Origin of the sequence: Spongiibacter thalassae (assembly GCF_012272835.1) — a bacterium.
Classification (GTDB): domain Bacteria; phylum Pseudomonadota; class Gammaproteobacteria; order Pseudomonadales; family Spongiibacteraceae; genus Spongiibacter; species Spongiibacter thalassae.
The window spans coordinates 106,058-130,353 of sequence record NZ_JAAWWK010000001.1; the positions used below are offsets into that span (position 1 = coordinate 106,058).

Consider the following 24,296-nt stretch of genomic DNA (forward strand, 5'->3'; position numbering starts at 1 on the left):
AGATACTAAAGCGCCAAGGCTTCTGCATTGGTCAGAGCGTATGGTGGTCTATATCAAGGTTCTGTAAACTCTCGCTGGCTTTTGCGCCGCGCGGCGTATCACTAAAGAGCCGGTTTGGTCGGCCTACCGTGAAAGGGCCTGATTGCATTTTCAGCCAACGCATTACTGATGTAAAACAAATAGTTAAGATTGTAGTGTGAGTGGTCCCATTCCGACCATTGCTAAAGTCGCTGAAAGCCATGATTTATAAGAGTTTCAGACGATTTTACCTTCCTGCATTTCACCGCGATAACCCAGCAATTTTTCGATTCGTGACCATTTCGTGACCGCGGCCGCTTTGGCGGAGCTGAAACGTTATAGCTTGATTTTCAGAAAGCTTGTCAGCACTTTGTCCATGTTTGTCCGATAAGATGCCCTTAGCATACCCCTGGTTTTGGGGTAATTATGGGGGGCGTGGTGTTTGTGAAAGCCAGACCCCCCGTGGCGTGGAGAGGACTGATGCCCCTTACTGCAGTGGAAGTGTCTCAGGCGAAACCCAAAGAAAAGCTCTATAAGCTATTCGACGGCGTCCCATTCCCTGGGTGATATCGGGTGAAAACTGGTGGGGGCTGACCAGTGAAGCGCCGCAAGTTTTAGCCTTAAAAAGCGCTCGCGGTGTGCCCCAGTGCTAGGGGCAGCTTATCAGGGGGCAACGGCCATCCTGTGGCAAACGGCACGAGCCGTATTGGTATCAGCGTCCGGCGATTGATCTGGAGGCTGTGCATTGGTTTCTCGGTATATCTTATCAAGGGGGCATTATTCTCATGAGTCCAAAGCCTCAGTGGGGAGAGCTAGAGCAGGCAGGAGGATGGCGGGGGGTGGCTGAGCCTTTCGCGATTATCTGCATTGGCACTCGGTAGGCCCAATAGTCTCCTGCTCAGTCGATATACCCAGTCAGCGCGACACTACCCCGTCCCGCCCCATACTGCCATCTGCGCGCATGGTAATCAGCTGTATCTCACACCATGACGCTTACTTTCGATTCGGGGGCATCACCGTGCGGCTGCCACTCATGCCGCTTTATACACATGTAAGAGAGCATTTCCGGCCCATTTTTGGTTCGCGACCATTTTAACCTTTGCTTGGACGGTCGTGGGCGATATCGACCCGCTGCCCGAGAGCTATCGAGGCCTGTTGCCGGTGGTGCGTTTTGTCGTCAGTTGTGGGCTTGTTGCGGCTATCAGCGCAATCTTGAGGGGGGAGCGCTAATTAGACAAGCGTCGTCTATTATATGGATATGAGCGGGGCAGAGTCAGAGAAAGGCTGAGCTACGGCATCTCATCTATCAGGTGGTGATATCGCTTCGCTTTCGGGGGGCGCGATGAGTTTTCGTAAGGGGTCCTGGGGGCGGCAGTTTGCCTCCTCCTTCTTGTCTTCGGCAGGCGTCAGTACGTCTGAGTCCTCCTATTTGTTGAGTCGAACAGGTGGCATACTCCCTGCTTTTGTGCTACTGTAGCATTGTATTACAATATCATAACGGGTTGAGATGATTTATGTCGTTACTTGCTAGCAGTAAAAAGGATTCCAAGACCAAGGTGTACGCCTGGGCTGTCGCCCTCGCCACTTGCTCCAGTGTGAATGTGCTATCAGCTGAAAGGCAGCTAGAGGAGGTGATAGTTACTGCTCAGAAGCAGGCGAAAAGTATGCAGGATATCCCGGCTTCGGTCTCGAGTATCGACAGTAGCTTCCTGACCGACGCTGCGCTTACTGACGTCGGAGACATCGTGGCGTACACGCCGAATGTTTCCTTTAACGACTCCGTCAAGTTCTTCCCCATCGTAACCATGCGCGGATACGGTACTGCGCCATTTGCGCGAGGACTGGAGCCCTCCATCGGGCTTGTAGTGGACGATATTCCCTATGGTAGAACTTCCTACGTCAATGATGCTGTATTTGACGTGTCGAAGTTTGAGGTTTTGCGCGGGCCGCAGGGTTCGTTATTTGGCAAAAACACCATTGCCGGTCTATTCAATGTCGTCACCTTTGATCCCGACTTTGACTGGAGTGGGTACGCGACAGGTGGTGTAGGCTTCAATAATGATCGGCACGTGGAGGGCGCGCAATCCTTCACTCTGATTGACGAAGTGCTGGCCGGGAGAATCGTCGGTCGAGCCAGTGAGAGCGACACCGTATACAACTCCGCCAACGATAATCAGGGAACAGTCGAAGACCACTCGTTCCGATTGAAACTGAAATGGTTTGTATCCAGTTCGACTGACCTATTGCTCAACGCATGGGCCTCCAGTCTGGAGCAGAACGAAGTGTCATTGCAGCCCTCAAGAGTCACCGATCAGTCGAGGGAAGAGTATCTTACCCACGACCCGGATTATGAAACCGATGAATATGATAACAATACCTCGGCTAGCGACTCGGCGCTTGCCACCCGGGACACGGAAACAATCAGTCTAATTGTCAACCACGCCTTCGACAACGATGGGCTGTTTTTTAATTCGGCGCTGAGCCTGAATACGGCGTATTCTGAGCTTCAAGAAACCTTTCTATATGACGCGGATGCGTCGCCAATTGACTTTGCTACCTTCGGCAGTGTAGTGCCGGACGTTTATGAGCAGAAACACATAGAGACAAGGTTTACCTCTGATGTACAGACGCCTTGGGGCATTGGCGAAAACCTGAATTTGATGCTGGGTTTGTTTTACAGCGACGTGAACACCACATCGTCTACAAAAGTCTCGTTTAATTTGTGTGAGTTTCAAAGCTATGCTGAGTCCGGCGCTGACCTCCGCGACGGCTTCGGTTTTCCTGTCTCCACGCCGCTGAATGCCCCCTGTAATTTTGAAAGAGAATCACATCAGAATATTACTGAGACAAATATAGTAAGCCACGCGTTCTTTTCCCAGGTAGAGTGGGACTTTAACGCACAGTGGTCGTTGATATTGGGAGCGCGTTACGGCGAAAACAAGCTGACTGGTAGCATTGAATCTTTCTCTGCTAGCAATACGAATATCGTGCCCACAATTTTAAGCTACCAGACGTTTAGTCAGCAACATAGCGACACCGAGTACGACTTCTCACCGAAAGTTGCTTTAACCTGGCGCCCGAACGATGATCTCACGCTGTTCTTCACCAGAACCCAGGGCTTCAAGGGCGGCGGTATCGCTTCGGGCGTCTACAGAGAGGCACGCACAAGATATGGTGAGGAAACCAGTACCTCCTCTGAGCTGGGTGTAAAAGCAGAGCTGTTTGATAGAACGCTTCGTTTGAACGTCACAGCCTTTCATTCAGAGTTTCAGGATCTTCAGGTTCAGAACTTTGATGGCCAAACGATATTCGTAACCAACGCATCGGATTCCTATTCTACCGGTGTGGAAATGGACTTTCTGTGGATAACGCCCTTGCCCTGGCTAACCATCGGCGGCAGCGCCGGTTACGTCGACGCGGCCTATGAAAACTATTTTTGCGGAGTGCCTGATCAGGATGAAGAAGCGGATGATCCTGCACATCCATCGTGCGATACTTCTAACAGCGAAGTCCGTTATGAAGACCAGTCTGGCCAACAACTTCCGTACTCACCGGATGTTTCGGTAACGCTTAACTTCAACGGAAATTTTGATTTGGACAATGGCTACAGCCTTATTTCGGGTCTGGACATTATCCACCGCGGTGAACTGGAAGTGGATCAAGACCCCTTCTACACCCAGGAGCCGGTTACCAAGTTTGCAGCTAGATTAGGGCTCCGTTCTGATAGTGGTTGGTCAATCGTGGCAAATGGCAAAAACCTGACCCGCGAAAAGGAACGGATTTTTGGTGCTGCTGCTCCGGGCGTGCCGGGCAATAACCAGGCGTTGGCCACAGATGATCTGATGTGGACCGTCGATTTCCGCTACGACTGGGGTCTCTAACGGATCTCTGTTGAGCCGGATGGCAACTCAGTCTTGACCTCAAATCCATCGGCTACTCCGCCGATGGATTTGAGGCAGAATACAGAGACTGCCATAGTCTTAGTGTTGTAATAGTAAAATGGGTTGGCCTGATAACCCTGAACGCGCGGATATCGCCCGATGAATACTCAGTAGGCAGAGGCTTTAATCGGCTATGTCGGTTTGGGCAAGTGTCTTTTCGAGTTAAAAAACTACGTATCTGGCTTGAAACTTGGCTAAGGTATTAACGTGCTTTCGTCGTGGCGATTTATTCGTCGATCTCGGCGCCGTTACGGCGGTAAACTCAGCGGAATACACTACATCGCAAACAGGAAATAAAATGAATCCAATAAAAATTCTTCTGGCAGTTGTTGCTGTCATGTTGGTGGGTGCCGGTATTTACTACGCGCCTATCATAGATAGGCTGTATTTCTCCGTGACAATGGAAGATGAAGCATCAATGGCGGAGAATTTGCGAATTGCAGACACTAAGTATCGCACCCATATCATCCCGCGCTCGTCCAATCCTGAAGCATTTCCAAAGCAGTTAAAAAAAGACGTTTTACCGGAATCATTCATCAATCACGGGAAGGCGATTTCAAGTGCTGACTTCCTCAAAGAATCCCGGCCCACCGGTCTGCTGGTCATCAAGGACGGTCAGGTCATCTACGAAAATTACTGGCAAGGCCTGAAGGAGTCAGATCGTCAGTTTGCCTTTTCTGTCGCGAAATCGATGACCTCCGTTTTGGTTGGCATGGCCATCGGTGACGGCCTAATCGACGACGTGAACGATCCTGTTGTGAAGTACCTGCCTCATTTCAAGGGCTCCGCCTGGGATCAGGCGACCATCGCCAACGCACTTGAAATGTCGAGCGGTGTGGACTTCGACGAGGACTACAGCCGTACCGACACCGACATGCGCCGCTTCCAGATTGACTTTGTTCTGGACAAGCCGGTCGAGCCCTTCCTGCTCTCACTGGATTCTGCTGGCCCTCCAGGTGTGAAGCAGGGCTACAATAGTATGGAGACGCAGCTCCTCGGTTTTGTTTTGCGCAGCGTTATCGGTGATCGTACCCTCGCCGATTATATGCACGAGAAGCTCTGGGAGCCGCTGGGCGCTCAGGACGACGCAAGCTGGACTACCGATGTCACCGGAATGGAGATAACCATTGGCGGTTTAAGCATGAGCTTGAGAGACCTCGCCAAAGTTGGCCAGCTGTTTTTGCAGCGTGGCCAATGGAAGGGGGAGCAACTCATTCCTGAGTTCTGGGTATTGGAGTCCACTACGCCGTCCAAGCCATACCAGATGCCGGGTCGGGATAACCCGCTGTCTGAGAAGCCCTTCGGCTATGGCTATCTATGGTGGACGCCAGTAGATCCCAGCGGTCGGGAATACTACGCCTCAGGGCTTTACGGGCAGTACCTCTTCGTAAACGAAGAAAAAGGGCTGGTTATTGCAATGTATAACGCCAATATCAACTTCAATCAGGACCCTGATGGTTGGAAAGAGCGTTACGAGGACTTTTTTCAAGCCATAGCTCAAGCTCTGTAGCTTGATCATTAGCCTGACAGTATTTAACGCTAATGTCTGGATTGGGATTATGCTCGTTACCGCGAGCATAATCCCCTAGTTTTGATAAAGTAGTCTCAGTAGGCCTCGACGATTACCAGCCGAGCTTGTTCAGCAGGCTTGGTTTATCCTCTTGCATTTCTTCACGTAATTTGAGCATTTTCTCTATAGACGCTTCCAGTTCCGCTTTGGTCTGATCGCGCAGTTTAAACTGGCTTGCCTGGCTTATATTTTTACCCTTATATCTGCCGGTCTTAATAGGTTTGCCAAAATGGACGAATACCTGCTTCCATTTTGGTAGTAGGGTACCCATGAAGCCCCGCGGGATTGGCGGCAGGAGGTCGGAATTCATGTATTCTTCAGATACACCGGCTCTACGCAGTATCTTTCCAAATACCGAGTCGCGCAGTTCATCCCTGTCAAGATAGCGGTCATACCACTCATCCGGCCCAACAATTCCCATAGGCACTATGGGCACACCGTGTTTGGCGGCAAGGCGCACAAACCCTGTCCGTTCCTTCCACTGAATGGTGTAGCGCAGGTCCAGGTTTTTGTTGGCCTCGTAAGCCCCACCGGGAAAAACCAGAACATCTTTGTTTGCTTCGAAGAGTGCGGATCCAATATCCGGGTGCCCCATAACGCCACCATTATTGATGGACAGCTTACGGAGCCGTGGATTTTCATAGAATGCGCGGTCATTCATGCCCCTGACCACTCGACCAGCAGACTCCGCAAGGATAGGCACCGCGACTATTGTATCGCCGGCCATTGTGGAATGATTGGCCACAAACAGGGCGGGGGCTTCTGGAATATTTTCTATGCCGGTCACCACAGGTTTGGAGAAACGGCGAAGCCGTTTAAGCAATTGACGGGCACCATGCATCAGCGCCTCTTCGTCAAGCGATAGTGTGTCCTCAATAATTTGCTGGACCAATTGGTCTGTCCGGGAATTGCTATCATTCCTTTGATTTTTCTTCACATGCCACCTCTTTTGTTGCTTTCGATTTTATCGGTGAAAACGCTTGGCCTACGGAAACGCTAAGCTTTATACCTTAATGCCCGTTTCTATTTAATTAATTGGAAGCCCTGTGATTTTGCTTGCCCGGCGGGCTCGATTGAATGGTCAGGGCCCGGGCGTGTCACCGAGGGCCCTCGCTCTTGAGGTGTGGTCGAACGACATAGGGCAAGCGGCCTGCCTCATCGCAACCTTTCCTGCTCGTGCTCAGCGATAAGTACGGGCCTTTAGCTTTGCCCAAGCAGCTTGCGGTATTTGCTAATGAAAAGATCCTTGCCTTTCATTCTCGACGTCAGAAAGTGGCCCACCGCCATGCCGTCCTTGCCAACCGGCAGCATGCTGGCGCCCCGCTTCGGGCCAAGTGGCAGCAAGATTGGTGCCAGGGGCCAGCCCTCGTAGGGCTTTTGAGACTCTACCGGTTTACCGGCCAATACTGCCTTGATGATTTTCTCCAGGCAGGGCGCCTGGCGAGCTATGGATACGATTGTCATCGCGTCACCGGAGGCGAGTACGTCGCCAAAGGCGAAAAGGGAGGGGTGGCTTTTACTGGGGCGCATCCAGCCATCGTGCATGACACGGCCATCCGGAGCCGTCTGTACGTCATCCACCGCAAGCAGCAATTCTGCCTGCGGTTTGGCGCCAATTGCTGGAAATACTATATCCGCGTCGATAGTCTCTCCGCCCGGCAATTGCAATGTGCCGCTGTAGGGTTCTTTCAGCGACTGCAGGTTTTCTACCAGCTTTCCGGTATGAAGATGCACACCCAAATCAGCAAAGTCGGTCTCCAGCTTTTTCCCGAAACCCGGCTTGTACATGGGGTATAGCGAAGCTTCGTCGGTGATCAGGTGAACTTCTTTCTCGGGGTAGGCGTGGGCGATTTCACCTGCCAATTCAGCGCCAACCGGCCCGGCTCCTACAATCGCGACGGTTTTCGCGCTAGCCAAGGAGGACGCTGCCTGCCTGCTGATTGCTCGGAACTCATCGAGGCCCGCAGGGGTGTGCTTGAAGGGCGCGGCATAGCTGGACCCGGTAGCGACTACCGTAACTGTGGATTTAAGCTTTCTACCATCGCTAAGCACGACACCGTCCGGGTCAATACGCTCTGCCCATCCCTGGACGAACTGGCCTCGTTTTAAAAGGTTTTTGTAGGGAATTATCAGCTTGTCCAGCAAGCTACTGTCGGTAACTGCACGGATTGCGGCAGGGGTGTGTACAAAGCTGTCTTTCCCATCCACGAGCGTCACATCCGCCGTTGGGTCCAGACGCTTGGCCAGTTCTATCCCGGCGTGACCACCGCCTACTATTACGACTTTCTGTCCAGACATTGTTTCTACTCGCTTTCTCAATAGGAAATTTTGATATTCAATTCGGTGCAAATGTATAACAATATTACACTTCAAGGAGGACATCAATGCAAATCGGTGCAGCGGTGCGCTCTCGATGTGAGTGCTCCTACAGGATTGTCCAATGGACAGCAGCTGGCACATCGCCATTGATGTCCGCCAGGTATAGGGCGGCCGGCAGACCTTCCACCAGTCCATTGGATAGGACGTTGAGCCTGGCGGGGCGATTCAAATTGGCCGGCATAGCGGTGCTACGCCTTAATCGTACTCGATCGGCGGGAAACACGCGGCAACGATAGGTGCCAGAAGCGCCTTTGTGGCGTTAAACGGGTTTAATGGCTATTTAGCCACTGTTTCTTGTATCTGGACAGGGCAACCGGGGTAATGCCGAGGTAGGAGGCGATGTGATACTGAGGAATTCGCTCCAGCAGGTCGGGAAAGTTGCGGACAAACTGCAGAAAGCGCTGCCGGGCTGTCATGGTCAGCAATTCCGCCTCGCGTCGCTCGTTGCGTATCAGCATCATTTCGCAGCTATGCAGATGTAGTCGCTGTAAGACAGGCATTTTCGGTGCCAGTGTTCGCATCAGCCCGAGATCTATTTCCACCAGCACACTTGGCTCCAATGTCTCGATAGCAAATCGGCATGGTTCGTCGAGAATGGCAGCGCTAAGGCTGCCGACGATATGGTTATTCTTGTAAAATCCTTTGTTTAGCTCCTTGCCCTCCGGGGTGATGTAATAGAAGCGCACCAGGCCGTCCGCAATAAAGTAGTGGTGGGTAGATTTCTCTCCGGCCACTTGTAGGCAGTGCTTCGCTGCCACCTCCTTTACCCTGAGGCAAGGTAGAAAGCCCTCCCACTCGTCCGGCGGAAAGTTGAAAAGCTGATCAAAATGCTGGCGCATTCCATTCAGGACAATGTGTTCATCTGGAGCCATTCTCAGACAACCCTCCTTCGGTGAAGATATTCCAGAGGCTGCATACGGTGCCTACGCAGCGCATAAGGTATCATAGGGCGAAGCAATTTGGCGGAAGAAATCGCTGTCAATCGGTCGCAGTACACCGCCATTGCGGCAGTCAGTCTACACCTGATCGGCTTGCCGATGGTCGCCATTTGGGGGAGTGTAACGTCTACGATTTTCGCGATCGCGAGGGTTTTGGATTTCGATTCCAGTCAACTGTACAATGGCGCCCTGTGCGTCAAAGCAGCAGACACTGTCGAGCTAAACAGAATCCGGGCCAGGTGTCGTGACATACCGCTGGCACTTTAAAGAGGTCCGTGCTTTGAGTGCTTGAAATTAGTCACCAATCCAGCTCGGCATGGAAGAATAGGACCCCATTATGGCCCGCACCAATAAACGTGCTAACGACAAAGCTCCCGAGGAAATCTTCCAGGAGTTGCTGGGTGCTCCACACCCAGCAAGCCTACTACCCCTCACCTTGAATATCTTCTATTGGGTAGATGACAGCCTGCAAAACCTATTGAAGAAAAATGGCTGGCCGAGCATTACTCGCCTTCAGTCCCAGGTTCTCACTTGCCTTGAGTATGGGTTAATTCGAACCACAGATATTGCGAAGCACGTCGGTGTTAGCAGGCAGGTTGTCAATCGCTGTGTAAACGAGCTTGTTGACCTGAACTTGCTGGAGCTAAACCCTGACCCGGATGACAAGCGGGCCAAGGTTATTTCACCAACCGCCGAGGGGCAGCGTATTGTGCTATGCGCCCTTGAGTCGCTGGAGATGATTGAAAAAACTCTTGCAGAGCGCATAGGCAAAGAGAATTTGGAATCGTTGCGAACTATTCTTGAAATGCCGCGCGGAGCGCCCCTGGAGTAAAGGGCGACTCTCAGTGTTTCGAGATTGGTGTGCATTTTAGAACAAAACGCCACTGCCTCGAAGACGATTAGAAAATTTCAGACAGCTTGTCTGCCTTCGATTTCGACATTTGCCAGGTAGGCCTCAACTTCCTCGCGACAGGCTTTTGTCTTGGCAGGCCGCACGTTGGCCTGCACGTCACGAATATCAATAACGCCAACAATATATCTCAGATAGGGTCGCTGAAGATCTATGTGTTCGCAGGCTAGAGGCCTTCCAGGCTTGCTGTCGTCGTTTTCAACTAGTAGGCACCAAAGTTCCACCGAAAGGACAGCGCATAGGTGCGTGGGTCATTGACGTTGCCAAGGGTTACACCGGTCGTCACGACTGTTGGTGCAGCGAAGTTTAGCGTTGTTTCGTCTGTCAGGTTGTAACCGCCAAGTATGAGCGACCATTGATTGTCTATCGCCGACAGCTGGATGCTCGCGTTGTACTTGATATATTCGTCTTGAATGGTGGATTTTTGGTGCGAAGCATCGAGCGGCGTTTCCCCTGAGTAGATAATGTCGAGCCTCGGGTTCAGCGTTAAATGGTCGGTGATCAGATGTGAATAGTCGATAAACATAGTGGCGCTCCATTCAGAGGCGAGGGCGAGCTGCTCGCCTGCGGCTTCGCGCCCCTGGCCGTCGCTGGCTCGGCAGTCTTCACCCCAATCATTTTGGTTGCCGGGGCAGGGCGCACCCGGGAACGAGTCGTATTTCGCGCTCAGGCGAGCCACGTTGCCGCCGAAGAGCAAGGATTCTGTCGCCGCGAACATGATTTCAAGCTCAACGCCTTTGGTTGTCGCCTCTGCCGCATTGCCGGTGATGAATTCTGTGCCGTTAAAGTTGGATACTTGCAGATTGTCGAAATTGGTATAGAAAATAGCGCTATTGATTCTGAGGCGGTTGTCAAAAAGCTGTAGCTTCGCACCTATTTCATGATTTTTTGCCAGCTCGGATTCGAACTCGAATTTGCTAATATCTCCAGTGGCTTCGGATGCATTGAAGCCGCCACCCTTTGACGCCCTGGCATGAGTATAGTAGAACATCAGATCGTCGCTGGGAGTCCATTGTGCATTCACAGTATAGTCCGTGTTGTTCTCTTTACGTGTTTGATAGTCGTACACGTAAGGGTTTCTGCCTAGCGCCGAAGCTAAAGTTTCTCTGAACGCCTGATCGCCGGGTAAATCTTCTGATTGATCGTCGGGAGATCCATAGCGGTAGACATCTTGTGAGGCACGGCCTTTCTTGACTTCATGGGAGCGCCGGGCGCCAGCGGTTAAGCTAAGCTGCTCAAAGATATTCCAGGTGCCCTGGAAAAAGGCTGACATGGATTTGGTGGGCTCTTCGTAGTCGGAGTTGCTCGTAAACCTCGCCCTGGGTGCGAATAGTAGGTCCAGGTCAATTTGGTAATTGGGCTGGTAGAACCTGCGATCCATGTAAAACAAGCCGCCGATATATTCAATTGTGCCACCGGTAGGGGATGCAACCCGTAACTCCTGAGAGGTTTGGTCAAAGTACTCGTCGTTAAATACGTATATGAAATTAGAAGCAGAGATATCGCCGTCCATCTCATTTTCTTTCTCGTACTCTGAGTACCCGCCCAGCCAAGTGAGTTCGTGCTCGCCCAAAGCCGTGGTGAGTTTCAGTGTGAAATTGTCGGAGATAATGGTCCGGCCGGAGGGTGCGTTGCTAAAAACGTACTCGTTAGCGATGTAATCCTCGCCGGCGGCGTTTTGTTGCGCGAAGACTTCAGCGGCAACCAAATCAATGATGAGTTGTGATGCGGGGTCACCCGTGTACGCATTTGGTGCAGTTCGATCATAGTGGGTTAGTTGAAAACTATTGTTAATGGCGGTCTGCCGAGAATTTTCCGCTTTGAAGAAGATGTTGAAGTTATCGCTCACATCCCAGGTGAAGGCGATCCGCAGGGATTCATTTTCAGAATCAGGGTCGTCGGTATGTTGAACCTCGTTGCTTAGAAATCCACCTGTGGTTTCTCTCTTTGCAACAATTCTCGTACTTAATCTCTCCGTCAACGGAATGTTCAACACTGCAGTAGTTTCATATTGCGAAAAGGAATTGTATGCACCGCTGATATAGCCTTCGAACGCGTCAGAGGGCTTTTGGGTAATTATACTCACGGCGCCTGCAATGCTGTTTTTGCCGAACAATACACCCTGAGGTCCGCGTACAACCTCTACCGCGGCGATATCTAAGAATGGCACTTGGAATTGAGCGGCACGGCCGGCGTAAATGCCGTCGATGTAGAGTCCCACTGCTTGTTCAAAGCTGGGGTTCCCTCCGCCTGAACCAAGGCCCCTCATGGTGATAACGGTATCGTCCGTGGTCGCGCCGATATTGAGGTTCGGTATCATTTCCGACATGTTTTGTAGATTGTTCAGGCCATTTTTAGTCATTACTTCCGCGGACATCGCGGTGACCGAAATAGGAACGTCCTGAGCGCTTTGCTCACGTTTTTGAGCTGTAACTAAAACCTCTTCTAATGCCGGGGCGCTGAATGCCATGCTGCTTGCTAATGTAAGCATTGAGCATAGTGCCAGTTTGGTAGATTTGTTGCTTAATGATTTCATTAGAGTTATCCGCAGTATAGTTATTTTCGATGGAGCTAACATTTTAGAAGTAATAAACTATTGCGCTAGACGCTAGACGCTAGACGCGAGACGCGAGACGCGAGACGCGAGACGCGAGACGCGAGAAAGCTATAAAAGCGTCGTCGACGGCGTCGTTGTAAGTTTTTCGATACAATCCTTGCTTCATAGGCCTTCGTTGCGTATCGGCAAAAAGAGATTGAAACCATTGCGAAATATGTTCGAAATACCACGTGGAACGCCCCTGGATTAAGGGGCGGCTATCACGATCTCAGCATTCGAATAAGATTCGAGTTGATTCCCTTTACTTAAAGCCAATCAGAAGTTTTCTGCTGCCTGTCTGGCCTCGGTTTCAAAACCTGAGAGATAGGCTTCCACTTCCTCGCGACTCGCTTTTGTCGTTGCCCAAGGTACGATGGCCCGCACGTCGCGAATGCCAATAGCACCAAAAATATACTTCAAGTAAGGCAACTGAAAATCGTTGTAGTCACCGGGCATTGTTGAAGAGCGAGTCAAAATCATTTGTACAGGACGGTTTCTAAGGAGCCCAACATGATCCATTTTTTCGAAATCGTAACCGAAGGTTTCAAGAGGCTGGACTAGGCAATCGATATACTGCTTGAGCGGCCAGGGAATGGAGTAGTTCCACATTGGGCAGGACAGCAAGATTTTATCTGCCCCGTCAAAGTAACTGATTTCTTGTTTGACCTTCTCCCAGGCCGATTCCTGTTCCGCGGTACGGGCCTCACCCATAATCGGGGCGAATTTTGCGAAGGCCTCGGCTTTACCAAAGGCCGGCATATCATGCTCGAACACATTCAGTGTTCTGATTTCGTCATCAGGATTCTTCGCTTTGTAGGCTTCCAGAAAAGCTCTTGCCAATCGACTTGAATACGAGTGGTCTCCCTTAGGGCTCGCTTCGATATGTAATAAAATCATATTTTTATTCCTTTAATTAAGGTCTAACAGTCGGCGCTATTGTTTTAAAAGGCTTCTATAGCCCCTTTTCAACAATATCTACAGCAAAATTACCGTGCCAAAACGCGCTACGAGGCTGCCAGCTTCACTAGCTGAGTACCAAAATTTTCACCCTTCATCACACGAAGCAGTGCGTTTGGCGCCTGCTCAATACCTTCTAACACGTCTTCCTTATATTGAAGCTTGCCTGCCATGAGCAAAGGCACTAAACGCCCCGCCACCGCTGGAACCCGATCCATATAATGAAAAATGTGAAAACCCCGCATCGTTGCTTCATTGTGAACCAGGTCGAAATAATTTGATGGCCCTTTGAATGGCCCTGAGTCTGAGTACTGTGAGGTTGCTCCACAAAGCACGACCCTTGCGTGCATGGCGAGGTTGCTCAGCGCGGCTTCCAATGTCTCACCGCCGACATTATCAAAATACACATCGACACCTTTTGGGCATAGCTCTGCGATCCGAGCTCTAATGTCTTCGCGTTTATAATTGATCACATGGTGGACACCCATGGAGCTTAACCACTCGCCCTTTTCATCAGATCCCATAATGCCGACAACCGTACAGCCCGCTGCCAAAGCCAATTGGCACACCAAGCTGCCGACAGTGCCTGCCGCGGCGGACACCAATACGGTATCACCCAATTTGGGTTGTCCCAGTTCTATTAAACCAAGGTAAGCCGTAGGCCCCGACGCACCTAGCACGTGCAGCGCCAGTGTCGCGGGTATCTCTGCGGGCAAGGGGTTATGACGTAGATTTGGTAGCTGCTCGCCGCCAATTACGCAGTATTCCGCCCAGCCAAGCGGCCCAACGACGCGGTCGCCGACCGAATAAGACTCATTTTTCGAGGCAACGACAGCGCCCACTCCCTGCCCCCACATAACACTGCCAACCGGCACAGGGGGCTGCTGCGCAACGCCGCGATTGAGGGCAACAACAGCTGGTGGGTTTACCATGACGCTGTCGGTGCGTACCAAAACCTCACCTTCAGCGAGTTCGGGCATGCTGACGGTTTCGAGGCGAAAGTTATCAAGGGTAACTGACTTTTCGGGGCGTGATGCAACAACACATTGACGATACTCATTGGGAATCATGGTTTTTATTCTCCGAGATAAATGCTTTAGTAAAAACGCTTGGTCCTGTCTTGGATATAGTAAGCATAGGTGACATAATAAGCAACATTGATGACAATTATGCAAGTGTTGAAATTACCTAAGGAGTGTTTAAGGCCGGTGGTCTCCGTAATTTCAATACACTGTTGGCACACGACGGTGTGACCGCATAAGGCCTGACTGTCGCGTGCCGACAGGGTGGTTTAGCCGTCACAACCGGCTGAATCCTGCTAATCCCCCCAATCGCGCGGCACGGATGCTTCGAAAGTGAGCATCCCGGTGCTTAGGCGCAAGGTGGGCGTTAGCGAGGCCGCCGGGAATTCATCTTATTTTGCTCAAACCGAATTAATGTATTAATGTAATACAAAAGTTGCTGGCCAGTCGACTCATAATTCGAGCCTTAACAAGTGTTGGCGGCCAATGGTTCTTCGTAGGCAAAACCGTCTGTCAGTACCGCGGGTCATTGGCAGGCGAGCTGCGCAAGGGCATGACATAACAATAGCTGTTCCTGAAAATAACGAACAACGCCCTAAGGGAGATCACTATGCTGGTCCATCACTATCTGGAATTCTACGCACAAGGTTCGGCTGACGCGCCTTGCTATAGCTTTAATGACACTACGTTAAGCTACCGAGAGACGAATGCTTGTGTAAATCGCTTGGCAAACGGTTTGCTTGATCTTGGGGTTAAACAAGAGCAGCGTGTTGCTATTTTAGGTGAAAACAGCCTTGAGCATTGCCTGCTGTTTATGGCGGCCAGCAAAATCGGTGCCGTTGCGGTGCCTCTCAACTATCGCCTGACGGCGACAGAGCTGGCCTACATCATCAATGACGCCGAAGCCCAGGTATTGATCGTATTGGATTCGATGGCGGAGACACTCGCCGCCCTGCGCGCTCATCTGTCGCCGTCGATACACCTGATTACCGGGAGCCTGAGCGACAGCTTGCATTGGGCACCGTGGCTGGAAAGTTTTCCAAGCACCAAGCCAATCATCGAGGTCGACCAAACTGCCCCCTACTTGCAGTTGTACACCAGCGGCACCACAGGCAACCCCAAGGGCGTCATCATCAGTCACTTCAACGTCGTGCAATTAAGCACTATGGGCTTACTCGCGGCGCCCAAGCGTGTCGCCAGAGGTAGCGCCGGTATTGTGGTTGCCCCTTTGTTCCATATTGGTGGCGCGGGGTCAGCCATTCTCGGTGTTTGTTATGGCCAGCACACACTGCTGCATGAAACCTTCGATCCAATAAAGCTGCTGGATGATATCGAAAACTACCCGGTGGGGAATGTGTTCATGGTGCCGGCCATGATTATGTTCCTACTGCAAATACCTGGCATTGAAAAACGCGACTTCAGCCAGCTTGAAATTATCTCTTATGGGGCTTCGCCGATTTCTGAAACGGTATTGGCTCAGGCGATGGCGGTGTTTAAATGCGAATTCATGCAATTGTACGGTATGACCGAGACCACAGGCAGCGTGGTCTCCCTGCTACCCAGTGATCATCATCGCGCCTTGGCAGGCAAGCCTGAGCTATTGCGTTCCTGCGGTAAGCCCATGGTTGGGGCGGAGGTCAAGGTCGTCGATGCGGCAGGTAATAGCGTGGCGGCAAACGAAGTCGGCGAAATCTGGATAAAATCCGATACCAATATGATGCGCTATCACAACCTTCCGGAAGCGACCGCCAAGGATCTTACCGACGGTTGGGTTCACACCGGCGATGCGGGTTATCTGGACGCCGAGGGTTATCTCTATCTCAAAGACCGCATCAAAGACATGGTGGTTAGCGGCGGTGAGAACATCTATCCCGTGGAAGTCGAGAACGCGCTGGCCAAGCACGATGCGATTGCCGATGTCGCCGTCATTGGTATTCCAGATGATAAATTCGGCGAAGCGCTATTGGCTGTCGTCGTGCTCAAGCCTGGATCGTCGCTCACCGCCGAAGAGATGGTTGAGTTCTGCAGGGATAAAATTGCGGGCTACAAAATCCCCAGGAGACTCGAGATAGTCACGGAGCTGCCGCGCAATCCATCGGGCAAAATTTTGAAAAAGAATTTGCGAGAGCCTTATTGGCAAAATGCAGAGCGAGCTATTGGCTAAGTTCCCAAACGCCCTTATTAACCTGACAGATAGATATTCACGACGAGAACAATAGAATGGACTTTACGATCCCGGAAGAAATAACCCGCTTTCTAGCAGAAGTTGATCAATTTATTGAAGACAAAATCAAGCCTCTGGAGCAGCAGGACGACAATATTCGTTTTTTCGACCATCGCCGCGAAAATGAGCGAACCGACTGGGAGCGTGGTGGGTTGCCAAATGAGGAGTGGGAAGAGTTGCTGGCCAAGGCTAAAAGCCTTGCTATTGAAGCGGGCATTTTTAGCTACCCCTTTCCTGAAGAGCATGGCGGTCGGGACGGCAGTAATCTTGGCATGGCCATTATTCGTGAGCACCTCGCGGCGAAAGGCCTGGGTTTGCACAATGACCTACAGAACGAGCATTCGGTCATAGGTAACAACATCGGCCTGCTATTGATGCTCGAATACGGCACTGATGAACAAAAGGCCGAATGGCTCGAAGGACTAAAATCCGCTAAAGCGGGATTTGCCTTCGGTATTACCGAGCCTGAACACGGTTCCGATGCGACGTGGATGGAAACCAGTGCGGTGAAAGAGGGAGATCACTGGATTATTAACGGTGAAAAGACCTGGAATACCGGCGTGCACATCGCTCAGGCCGATCTGGTGATGGCCCGCACCAGCGGAAACCCTGGCGACGGCCTCGGCATCACCGCTTTCCTGGTGCCGATGAATGCCCCAGGGGTGAAGGTCGAGGAGTACCTGTGGACCTTTAATATGCCCTCAGATCATGCTCGGGTGAGCTTCAACAACGTGAGAGTTCCCCACTCATCCATCTTTGGCGGAGAGGGCAGAGGCTTGCAAATTGTGCAGCATTTCTTCAATGAGAATCGCATTCGTCAAGCGGCTTCCAGCCTTGGCGCGGCGCAATTTTGTATCAACGAATCGGTAAAGCATGCCAACGCGCGAAAACCCTTCGGCAAGCCGCTATCAAGAAATCAAGGCATTCAATTCCCACTGGTAGACCTGCAAGCGCGGGCGGAAATGCTGCGCGCGCTAATCCACAAAACAGCGTGGCTGATGGACAAGGATGGCGCATTTTCGGTGTCAGACAAGGTTTCCATTTGTAACTACCAGGCCAATCGACTGTGCTGCGAAGCTGCCGATTTCGCCATGCAGGTCCACGGTGGCATGGGCTATTCACGATACAAGCCCTTTGAACATATCTACCGCCACCACCGGCGCTACCGCATTACCGAAGGCGCGGATGAAATACAGATGCGCCGAGTGGCCGGTTATCTATTTGGCTTTATGAAGCAGAGCAAGCCTAAGGGAGTTGGCTAATGACGACAGCCCAGGAATTTACCCAAACCCTCAGTCGGGTACTCGCAAGCGCCATACCCGGCTTTGAGGCGCTAGTGGATTGCCGGCAATTAACAGCAGGCGCGAGCCAGGAAACCTATCGCATTATTTATCGCGGTGCCGAGGGGGAGACAAGCATCGCGTTGCGACGGGGGCAAGCCACCTCCACTAGCGATTCAAGTGTTGGCGGAATCAGCCTGGAGGCTGAGGCGAAACTATTCAAACTGGCTAAGCGCTACGACATTCCCAGCCCAACCGTGCTCTATGAGCTTCAGCCGGAAGACGGTCTCGGCGCAGGCTTTATTATGAACTGGCTCGAAGGTGAAACGCTTGGCCACCGTATCAATCGCCGACCGGAACTGGCAGACATACGCCCGAAGTTGGCCTACCGATGCGGCGAAATTTTGGGCCAAATTCACAGCATCGATTGGCGCAAAGAGAAGCTCGATAGCTTCCTGGAGGTCGTTGATACTCGGGCCGTCATTCAAAAAGCGTGGGATCAGTACCTTGCCCTCAATATCCCAACGCCAATGATAGATTTCACGGCCCGCTGGTTGCTGGAAAACCTTCCCGAACACGGTCGCCAAACCCTGGTTCATTCCGATTTCCGTAACGGTAATTTGATGATCAGCCCACAAGGTGTGGAGGCAGTGCTCGACTGGGAGTTGGCGCATATTGGCGACCCCATTCAAGACCTCGGCTGGTTGACGGTTAACTCCTGGCGCTTTGGTAACCGCGAGTTAGCTGTAGGTGGATTTGGCCACCTTGACGATTTACTCGCAGGGTATAGCGACGCTACCGGCATAGAGGTAAACCCGCAAGACGTTGTTTTTTGGCAGGTATTTGGCTCTTTTGGCTGGTCGGTCGGCACCTTGGGCATGGCCCATACATGGCGAACTGGAGAGACCCCCAGCCTCGAGCGCCCCGTGATTGGTCGCCGGTCTTCAGAGGCGCAAATGGATTGCGTTAACCTGCTTATTCCCGGTGACTTCAATCTACCGGAAGCACCGGGACTGGACGCAGGAACACAGCTTCCTATGCCCGCAGAGCTACTGCAGGGCGTGATGGACTTCCTGAAGGACGAGGCCGCAGCAAACCTCGAGGGGCGTTCTGGCTTTCTCGCTAAAGTTGCCGCCAACTCCCTTGGTATAGCCCAACGAGAACTCCTTATCGGGCCAAAACTGGCAAGCGAAGAGCGGCAACGCCTGCAAGCCCTGTTGGGCCAGGATGGTGATGTAGATCACTTGAGAGGGGAGCTAAGTAAGCGACTACGTGCCGACATGCCACTGGACTCACCTTCCCTTGCCGATCATTTGCGACAAACGGTGGCTGGCCAATTGGCCATTGATCAGCCCGGATATTCAGCGTTGCAATAAACAAAAAAGGCTCGCCTTGTTGGGCGAGCCTTTTTTGGGGCTGACAGAGCAGGTTTTCGCTCGTCGGAGGCCTATTTTTTCATAACATGCCAATGTTCGGAGATACCGTAGCCGGTCAATTCGTTCCATTGATATCGGGCCAGACCTTCCATAATCAAAATAGCGCCATTCTCGGTAGGGACTTTTGTCGGGCACATATTCACCACCTGGCCGGTGATGCGCAGATCCTCGCCTTCAACCGTTTTCCCGGTAATGACGACATCGGTATGTATTATTGAGTCTGCTTTATAGTCAGACTCAACTTTTAGATCAGCGAGTGCAGTTGTTTTGCCGTCGCGCAGTAGCCAAGAGCCGAAAGTTTCCCAGCGTCCCTCAGGTGATTTTATGATACTGCCACCCAGCGCCACTTCAGGGCCAAAGTTCATTGAAAACCAATAAACATGGGGGCTTGGTCCCGCTTCAGCGGGAGTGGCAGTTAGGCTCTGCCCCATACTCCAATCACGTGGCCCCCAGGACTTGTCGCGAATGCCGTGGCCTTTAACGGTCCATTGCTCATTGCCGAGCGTGATCTTGCCGCTCACTTCGCCGGCCTGCTCGAAATGGCCACGGTCATCTTCGGAAGCCAAGTGCGGGCTTGATTGACAGTTAAACTCGAGGGACATGTCCAATTGTGCTGCGGTGTACCAGCCCTCAGGGCGCGATTTACTGCGCTGCAGAAGGATGGTGCCGTCGGCAATATCCTGCGCTTCGCCACTGTAGATAAGCGACCACTTTTCGTGGGGGGCCAGACATTTAATGGTCAGGTTGCCGACCGACAAATCGTTATCATACTGACTTAAATTGCGCTCGATGTTGCGGCGCCCATAGGTAAAGACGACTCTCGAGCCGGGCAGGAACAGGACGTGCAAGGCGTCAGCCCAGCCACTTCCTGTTCGCCAGCCCATGCGGGTAAACATGCCAACCTGTGTTTCCGGGTCATAGAAGTTAAAATAATAGCTTTCGCTCCAGTGTGGGTCGTTGCCCACTGGATGCATGCTTTCATGATTAACCATAGTATTTCCTTATAATAGATACGGGATGCTCGCTCTTCTAAGCTAGCCCCGTAGACTTAAACACGTCGAAGTCAGGCTTTCAGGCGTTCCAATTCTTCATCGGTCAGGCCGATGTAGTCCACTACACTGGGAACGATCCATTTACTCATATCATTGGTTGTTGTCGAAATTTCCAGAGCGGTATCATCCGGACCTGCAAAGTAAATCGAGTAACAAAAGCCATGATCCATGGGGCCAAGACAGTGCACACCGCTTGCCCGTATGCGATCCCGAAGCGCCAGTAAATCCTCGACGGTATCGACATTAAACGCTATGTGCTGCAGGGTGCCGGCGCGGGTGTTGTCAGCCGCATTTTTGGAGTGGGTAACGCCAGTTACGATGTCAATCGGTGTACGCAACGTCGCCAGAAAAGAGATAGTGGCGCGGTCATTCAGGCGCATAAACGCCCGCACGGCATTCTTTGCAGAGTCTGCCCACTGAATTGATACCAGGGTCATGCCGAGCACGTCTGAAAAATAATTCAAGGTCTGCATCATATTGCTGCAGTTGAGTTCCAGGTGGCTGTAGTCGCTAACGCTTGCTTGTGTCATGCCTTCCCCCTGCTGCGAGAAATCGAACTGAGAATAATTCGGAAGAGTAACTTTAATTTTGCCAATCTACGCTTCACATTAAACGGCTGCTTCTCGTTTGGAGGCACGTTGTCCTGGGTGAAGTCGAAGACCAGTTCATCCGGTGCCGAAATCAATGTGCGATAAACCGGGTCAGGATAGTTCATATGGTATCCGGCATCGGCGCCCAATAAGGCATTCGGCACGGGGCTGGCAGGGCGATTGTAGGGCTTGTGCGATTTCAGGGCTTCCATCGCAGCCTTATCAAGCCCAATCGCCGCCGCCGCATCTTCATCAAATACGTTTTCCTCTGCGCTGGGCTGACATCCAATTTGCAGGAGCATGCCTTCAGGGCCGGGAAAGGTGAACGACACGGGATAGCCCTGCGTATTTATCTCAGAACAAGCTATGCCTTTGGCCAGAATCCTTTCCCGAATCTGGGTGAGTGCTTCCTGGCTGTCCACGTTAAACGCCAAGTGATGCATCGTGCCCCGGGTACTGGTGTCGCTAATCGTCGCTGGGTGAGTAATACCAACGATTTTTTCGTCAATAATTTTCGGGCTATAAACAAATGCCAAACATGACGAATCATTAATCTTGAGGAAGCCATGCACCGTATTTTTGACGCCGTGCATCCAGTACAACGCGGCGAGGGGAAAACCCAGCACGTCGTTAAAATACAACAGAGTTTTGCGCATATCTGACGTACAGATCGCGAGGTGGTGGATACCATTAGGTTGTAGCATGCTCATGTCGTCCACTTTCTATGTTAATTATCGAAATTGAAACACGCATTTCGCGGCGATTTTACTATTCAGTAGTGTAGCGCCGACACCGAGTTTTGTATAGTAGTATGACAATATGGTAAGGCTGGGCCTGTAGTGCCTTGTCAGTAATTCACAGCAAGAAGTCTCCGTGTCGTACTCAGTATAGCGGGTAAGGTTAAAATGCTTTCGTATATTCGTTACTGCGATATTTTCGTCGATTCGCCTTCGCGATGTTAATTGGGTGCATCACACAAGTGGGTCATTCCGTTGTGATTTCACAGTGTGTATTAATGTATTACAATGTCGGCTTGTGTCGTGATTCGTTCAGCCTTCTAAAGGCCTTCTTGCGGGTAGCAAACAGCGTATGTGTTTTGGCTCAGGCTGTGGTGCTTCTGTGTTTTCATACTTGCGGCGAGTACAACCACATACGCTTCCTCTTGCTGATTGCGGGCTGCGATTTTAGTAACAAAAAAATAGAGAGTAGGTACGGTGAATATAGCTCAGACGATGAAAGAACGCAGTTCGGTGCGAGGTTTTATAGACAAACCGGTGCCTGACGATGTTTTGCAAAGAATATTTAAAGATGCTCAGAAATCACCCTCAAACTGTAATACCCAGCCCTGGAAGGTCTATGTCTTTTCCGGTGAGAAAAAGAACGAACTAAGTAGGAAGCTTGTAGAAGAATTGCAATCCGGAAGGCCTCCTGTACCGGATTTCGAATGGAGCGTGAAGTACCAAGGGGGCCACCGTGAGCGTCAATTTGCGTCTGCTGCGGCATTGTATGGCGCGCTGGGGGTAGAGCGGGAGGACAAGCAGGCACGAGCAAGCGCGATGTTGAAAAATTGGCAGTTTTTTGGAGCTCCCCATGTTGCCTTCTTCACCATGGAAAAGTACCTCGGGATTATGGGGGCAGTGGATTTAGGTATCTATGCCCAGTCGCTCTCATTGTTGTTGGCAGAAAACGGTATCAGCAGCTGTATGCAGGGCGCGTTAGGGCAATTTCCTGCGCCGGTACGGGCGATGACGGGCATGCTCGACTCCGAAGGGGTGTTGTTCGGTATGTCTTTCGGGTACGCAGATTCAGACGCTCCGGCAAATGCCGCCAAAACGGACCGGGCTGAGTTGAGTGACGCGGTACATTTTATAGTCTGACCGGCACGGTACAGAATGTCGTGCGGCAATTAATGTGCAACAAAAGTTGCATGTCATTATTAAAACCTAAATCGCCGCAAATAAAGCAGCTGAGAAATATAGGTTCGGTATTTGTATATAGCGAGTCGGCTGCATGCTTGACGGAATAGGCTTGATTGGAGATAGATGTGTCGGGTATCGAAGTGCTGTTCCAGCCTTTTGCGTTGGGCAGCTTTAAACTAAAAAATCGTGTCGTTATGGCGCCTATGACGCGTGCCAAGTCACCCAATGGTGTGCCCAATGAGGCCGTGGTGGAATATTACCGCAGGCGCGCCGCAGGCGGAGCGGGTTTGATCATTACCGAAGGTACTGTGGTCAATCACAAAGCAGCGAGCGCGTACAAAAATGTTCCGGCATTTTATGGCGAAAAAGCGCTTTCAGGCTGGAAGGCAGTCGTTGACGCAGTACATGCCGAGGGCGGAAAAATTGCACCGCAATTGTGGCATGTTGGCGCCGTGCGCAGGCCCGGGGTGGAACCTGGCGGAGATACGCCGGGTTATGGTCCCAGTGGCATGGCCATACCGGGGAAGGTCACCGGCCACATCATGACCAAGGAAGACATCAAAGAAGTCGTTGCTGCGTTTGCCCAGGCCGCGAAAGATGCGAAGGATATTGGTTTTGATGCGGTGGAAATTCATGGCGCCCATGGTTACTTGATTGACCAGTTTTTTTGGGAAGGCACTAACCAGCGTGATGATGAATACGGTGGCAGTGTGGCTAAACGATCCCGCTTTGCTTTGGAGCTAGTCGAAGCTGTGCGTGAGGCCGTTGGGCCTGATTACCCAATAATCTTCCGTTACTCCCAGTGGAAACAGCAGGATTACACTGTGCGCCTGTGTGAAACTCCGAAGCTGTTGGAGGAGTTTCTACTGCCCTTGTCTGAAGCCGGAGTGGATATATTTCACTGTTCACAACGTCGAGTCTGGGAAGCTGAGTTCGAAGGGAGTGATTTAAACCTCGCGGGCTGGACTCAGAAAATCACCGGAAAGCCCGCTATCTCCGTAGGGAGTGTTGGGCTAAATAACGACTATTTGCCTGATAATGGAGAAATCGGCTTTAAGGCGGCAGAACCTGCGAGCTTGGATGGCCTCCTGGAGCGTATGAATAACAACGAGTTCAGTTTGGTTGCCGTTGGACGTGCAATGATAGCCAATCCCGATTGGGTAAAGCTGGTGCAGAACGGGGACTTCGACAAACTTGTGGCATTTGAAAAAGTCATGTTAAACAGGCTCGAGTAAGGTGTGGATCGAAAATAATCTACGGTATTGCCTGGCGCCGGTGCCGTAGAGTATAGCCCTGAAGCAGGGCTTGAGATTCAGGGTGCGTAGAGCACGCCCAAGGTGTGAAAAAAAGGCCTCTGGAAGGAGAGGCCTTTTTCATGCATGCAGTTCCCAAAGAGTTATCACGGCACTTTGTTGGTTTCTGTCCCGTGAGCACCTGGCTAAGGGCTTGTCGATCGCCTGATAA

17 protein-coding genes and 1 pseudogene are annotated in these 24,296 nt (G+C 51.5%); 8 read left to right on the plus strand and 10 right to left on the minus strand.

The features are described from left to right. Positions 1–55 precede the first annotated feature (55 nt). Positions 56–170, minus strand: a pseudogene (locus HCU74_RS20380) (IS66 family transposase); the annotation flags it as partial. A 1,362-nt stretch (positions 171–1,532) separates the two neighbouring features. Between HCU74_RS20380 and HCU74_RS00475 the strand changes: the two are divergent. Both HCU74_RS00475 and HCU74_RS00480 read left to right on the plus strand, forming a co-directional pair. Next, a complete protein-coding gene (locus HCU74_RS00475; protein ID WP_168448437.1) occupies positions 1,533–3,899 on the plus strand; it encodes a TonB-dependent receptor in 2,367 nt (788 codons plus the stop codon). A 358-nt stretch (positions 3,900–4,257) separates the two neighbouring features. Further along, entirely contained in the window at positions 4,258–5,469 is a 1,212-nt protein-coding gene (locus HCU74_RS00480; RefSeq protein ID WP_168448438.1) for a serine hydrolase domain-containing protein, read from the plus strand. 112 nt (positions 5,470–5,581) lie between these two features. Here the strand turns inward: HCU74_RS00480 and HCU74_RS00485 are convergent, their stop codons facing one another. The 3 genes from HCU74_RS00485 to HCU74_RS00495 form a co-directional block, all read right to left on the minus strand. Next, positions 5,582–6,466 (minus strand): 1-acyl-sn-glycerol-3-phosphate acyltransferase, encoded by an 885-nt coding sequence (locus tag HCU74_RS00485; protein ID WP_168448439.1) that lies wholly within the window; start codon positions 6,464–6,466, stop codon positions 5,582–5,584. A 263-nt stretch (positions 6,467–6,729) separates the two neighbouring features. Next, entirely contained in the window at positions 6,730–7,827 is a 1,098-nt protein-coding gene (locus HCU74_RS00490; protein WP_168448440.1) for an NAD(P)/FAD-dependent oxidoreductase, read from the minus strand. 350 nt (positions 7,828–8,177) lie between these two features. Then, positions 8,178–8,780 (minus strand): Crp/Fnr family transcriptional regulator, encoded by a 603-nt coding sequence (locus tag HCU74_RS00495; protein WP_168448441.1) that lies wholly within the window; start codon positions 8,778–8,780, stop codon positions 8,178–8,180. A 403-nt stretch (positions 8,781–9,183) separates the two neighbouring features. On the opposite strand from HCU74_RS00495, the gene HCU74_RS00500 reads away from it, so the two are divergent. Beyond that, positions 9,184–9,678, plus strand: a complete 495-nt coding sequence (locus HCU74_RS00500; RefSeq protein ID WP_168448442.1) for a MarR family winged helix-turn-helix transcriptional regulator — start codon at positions 9,184–9,186, stop codon at positions 9,676–9,678. A gap of 280 nt (positions 9,679–9,958) precedes the next feature. On the opposite strand, the gene HCU74_RS00505 is transcribed toward HCU74_RS00500, so the two are convergent. From HCU74_RS00505 to HCU74_RS00515, 3 genes are all read right to left on the minus strand, one after another. Next, positions 9,959–12,292: a TonB-dependent receptor gene (locus tag HCU74_RS00505; RefSeq protein WP_168448443.1), complete on the minus strand. Its 2,334-nt coding sequence runs from the start codon at positions 12,290–12,292 to the stop codon at positions 9,959–9,961. Positions 12,293–12,628: 336 nt separating this feature from the next. Further along, positions 12,629–13,249 carry an FMN-dependent NADH-azoreductase gene (locus HCU74_RS00510; protein WP_168448444.1) on the minus strand — a complete coding sequence of 207 codons (621 nt, stop codon included), beginning with the start codon at positions 13,247–13,249 and terminating at the stop codon, positions 12,629–12,631. 107 nt (positions 13,250–13,356) lie between these two features. Further along, positions 13,357–14,379 carry an NADP-dependent oxidoreductase gene (locus HCU74_RS00515; protein ID WP_168448445.1) on the minus strand — a complete coding sequence of 341 codons (1,023 nt, stop codon included), beginning with the start codon at positions 14,377–14,379 and terminating at the stop codon, positions 13,357–13,359. A gap of 562 nt (positions 14,380–14,941) precedes the next feature. On the opposite strand from HCU74_RS00515, the gene HCU74_RS00520 reads away from it, so the two are divergent. The 3 genes from HCU74_RS00520 to HCU74_RS00530 are packed head-to-tail and all read left to right on the plus strand — an operon-like array spanning position 14,942 to position 19,211. Further along, on the plus strand, positions 14,942–16,495 hold the full coding sequence (locus HCU74_RS00520) for a long-chain-fatty-acid--CoA ligase (protein ID WP_168448446.1): 1,554 nt from the start codon (positions 14,942–14,944) through the stop codon (positions 16,493–16,495). 56 nt (positions 16,496–16,551) lie between these two features. After that, positions 16,552–17,817, plus strand: coding sequence for an acyl-CoA dehydrogenase family protein (locus HCU74_RS00525; RefSeq protein WP_168448447.1), 1,266 nt, complete (start codon positions 16,552–16,554; stop codon positions 17,815–17,817). Then, positions 17,817–19,211 (plus strand): phosphotransferase family protein, encoded by a 1,395-nt coding sequence (locus HCU74_RS00530; RefSeq protein WP_168448448.1) that lies wholly within the window; start codon positions 17,817–17,819, stop codon positions 19,209–19,211. Before HCU74_RS00525 ends, HCU74_RS00530 begins: the two co-directional genes overlap by 1 nt. 71 nt (positions 19,212–19,282) lie before the next feature. Here HCU74_RS00530 and HCU74_RS00535 read toward each other — a convergent pair whose 3' ends face one another. The 3 genes from HCU74_RS00535 to HCU74_RS00545 all read right to left on the minus strand — a co-directional run bounded on the left by HCU74_RS00535 (position 19,283) and on the right by HCU74_RS00545 (position 21,623). Next, positions 19,283–20,263 carry a DUF7064 domain-containing protein gene (locus tag HCU74_RS00535; RefSeq protein WP_168448449.1) on the minus strand — a complete coding sequence of 327 codons (981 nt, stop codon included), beginning with the start codon at positions 20,261–20,263 and terminating at the stop codon, positions 19,283–19,285. Between the two features lie 71 nt (positions 20,264–20,334). Further along, positions 20,335–20,853: a VOC family protein gene (locus HCU74_RS00540; RefSeq protein WP_168448450.1), complete on the minus strand. Its 519-nt coding sequence runs from the start codon at positions 20,851–20,853 to the stop codon at positions 20,335–20,337. Next, positions 20,850–21,623, minus strand: a complete 774-nt coding sequence (locus HCU74_RS00545; RefSeq protein ID WP_168448451.1) for a VOC family protein — start codon at positions 21,621–21,623, stop codon at positions 20,850–20,852. The genes HCU74_RS00540 and HCU74_RS00545 overlap by 4 nt, the downstream gene beginning before the upstream one ends. Positions 21,624–22,145: 522 nt before the next feature. On the opposite strand from HCU74_RS00545, the gene HCU74_RS00550 reads away from it, so the two are divergent. Both HCU74_RS00550 and HCU74_RS00555 read left to right on the plus strand, forming a co-directional pair. Further along, positions 22,146–22,790: a nitroreductase family protein gene (locus tag HCU74_RS00550; protein ID WP_210425054.1), complete on the plus strand. Its 645-nt coding sequence runs from the start codon at positions 22,146–22,148 to the stop codon at positions 22,788–22,790. Positions 22,791–22,957: 167 nt separating this feature from the next. Beyond that, on the plus strand, positions 22,958–24,067 hold the full coding sequence (locus HCU74_RS00555; protein ID WP_168448453.1) for an oxidoreductase: 1,110 nt from the start codon (positions 22,958–22,960) through the stop codon (positions 24,065–24,067). The last annotated feature ends 229 nt before the right edge of the window (positions 24,068–24,296 follow it).